The 2,008-nt window shown below is 71.4% G+C and carries 4 protein-coding genes; 3 read left to right on the forward strand and 1 reads right to left on the reverse strand.

The annotated features are described in order from the left end of the window. Both AC3XYG_RS31605 and AC3XYG_RS31610 read left to right on the forward strand, forming a co-directional pair. Positions 1-600, forward strand: a 600-nt coding sequence (locus AC3XYG_RS31605) for a 2-keto-4-pentenoate hydratase (RefSeq protein WP_489143856.1), incomplete at its 5' end; no start/stop codon positions are given. Between the two features lie 72 nt (positions 601-672). Continuing rightward, on the forward strand, positions 673-1,581 hold the full coding sequence (locus tag AC3XYG_RS31610) for a phytanoyl-CoA dioxygenase family protein (RefSeq protein ID WP_489143857.1): 909 nt from the start codon (positions 673-675) through the stop codon (positions 1,579-1,581). On the opposite strand, the gene AC3XYG_RS31615 is transcribed toward AC3XYG_RS31610, so the two are convergent. Continuing rightward, positions 1,582-1,827, reverse strand: a complete 246-nt coding sequence (locus tag AC3XYG_RS31615) for a hypothetical protein (protein ID WP_489143859.1) — start codon at positions 1,825-1,827, stop codon at positions 1,582-1,584. Between AC3XYG_RS31615 and AC3XYG_RS31620 the strand changes: the two genes are divergently transcribed. Next, positions 1,789-1,953, forward strand: a complete 165-nt coding sequence (locus AC3XYG_RS31620; protein WP_489143858.1) for a LysR substrate-binding domain-containing protein — start codon at positions 1,789-1,791, stop codon at positions 1,951-1,953. The genes AC3XYG_RS31615 and AC3XYG_RS31620 overlap by 39 nt on opposite strands. The last annotated feature ends 55 nt before the right edge of the window (positions 1,954-2,008 follow it).

Here is a 2,008-nt window from a genome sequence, read left to right on the forward strand (position 1 = left end):
CGCTACGACGCGCCGCGGCTGGCCGGCCCGATCTTCGCCCGCAATGTCCGCGATGCCCGGCAAGGGCCGGTGGAGACGCCGGTGATCCCTGGCGGCTTCGGCGCGGTCGAGGCCGAATTCGTGCTGCGGATCGGCCGCGACCTGCCAACCGAGGCCCGGGCCTACAGCGCGGAGGAACTGCGGCCCTTCGTGGGATCGGTGCATGGCGGCATGGAGATCGCGGGCAGCCCGCTGGCGACGCTGAACGATCTCGGCCCCGGCGCCGTGGCCAGCGATTTCGGCAACAATGCCGGGCTGGTGATCGGGCCCGAGATCCCGGATTGGGACAGCCGCACGCCCGACGGCTGGACCGTGCGGATGCGGGTCGACGGCACGGTGATCGGCGAGGGCAGCGCCGCCCGCGTCGCCGGTGGCCCCCTCGCCGCCCTCGCCTTCCTGGTCGAGCATCTCGCCCGCCGCGGCCGGTCGCTGCCGGCCGGCAGCTGGGTGCTGACCGGCATGACCACCGGCGTCCACAGCGTGCCGCCCGGCACCCGGGCCCGGGCCGAATTCGACGATGTCGGCGTGGTCGAGACCCTCGTCACCACCGTCGGCGCCTGACCCGTTCGGGCCCCGGAGACATCAGGGCCGGCCACGGGCATACTCCGGTGATCCATGAGCGGGGACATCGGCATGGGACATGACGTGGCGTTGCCGGCGGCGCTGACATCGAACGGCCATGCGCTGGATTGCAGCCCGGCGCGGCTGGGCTGGCTGACGCCGAGCGATCCGGCCGAACCGCTGGAAGCGCTGCGGGCGCGTTACGAGGCCGACGGCTATCTCTGGCTGCGGTCGCTGCTGCCGCGCCCGGCGGTGCTGGAGTTCCGCCGCCACGTCTTCGCGCAGTTCAGCGAGTTCGGGTTGCTGGCCGACGGATCGGACCCGGCCGAGGGCCGCGCCGCCGACACCCCGCCCGACCCGGCCTCGCGCGGCCGGATGATGGAGCTGGTGCGGTCGGCCGCCTTCGAATCCTTCTGCCTGATGCCGGAGCTGTGGCGCTTCATCGACCGGCTGACCGGCGGCATGAGTACCCTGCACCGGCGCAAGATCCTGCGCTTCACCCGGCCCGGCGACCCCGCCGCCACCGGCGCGCATTACGATTTGATCTATCTGCGCGCCGGCACCGACCGGCTGGTGACGGCCTGGATCCCGATCGGCGATATCGCGGTGCATATGGGCGGCCTCTTGTACCTCGAAGGCTCGCATCGGCTGGGCCGAACGATGGAGGCGGAGTTCGCGCTGAAGAATGCCGAGCTGTCGCCGGAGGAGCGGATCAGCGCCTACAACCGCAACATGACCGCGACCGGCTGGATCTCGAAGAACTTGCCCGACATGGCCGAGCGGTTCGGCACCCGCTGGCTGGCCGCCGATTACGCCGCCGGCGACGTGGTGCTGCACAGCCCGTACACGATCCACGCCGCGACCATGAACGAGGATCCCGGCGGCATCATGCGGCTGTCGGCCGATATCCGCTTCCAGGATGTGCGCGACGAGGCCGACCCGCGCTGGGGCCGGCACTGGGCCGCGGATGACGGGCTGTGATCAGGCGCGGTCCCAGGGCGGGGTGCCGCTGAAGGATTCGGCCAGGAAGTCGATCATCACCCGGACCTTGGCGCCGAGATAGCGGCGGCTGGGATAGACCGCTGATACATCGATATCCGCCATGCGATAACCCGGCAGCAGCGGCACCAGCCGGCCCTGGCCGGCCTCGGCGTCATCTGGCAGCCGACCTTCCTGATCGGCGACGATTTGCGGCAGGGCCGGCTGGTGCCGCTGCTGCCCGGCCACCGCATGCCCGACATCGACGTGCTGGCGGTCTATCCCAGCCGTCGCCACCTCAGCGCCAAGGTCCGGGTGATGGTCGACTTCCTGGCCGAGGTCTTCCGCGGCACGCCGCCCTGGGACCGCGCCTGATCACAGCCCGTCATCGGTGGCCCAATGCTTGCCCCAGCGCGGGTCGGCCTCGTCG

Source organism: Inquilinus sp. (genome assembly GCF_057815775.1).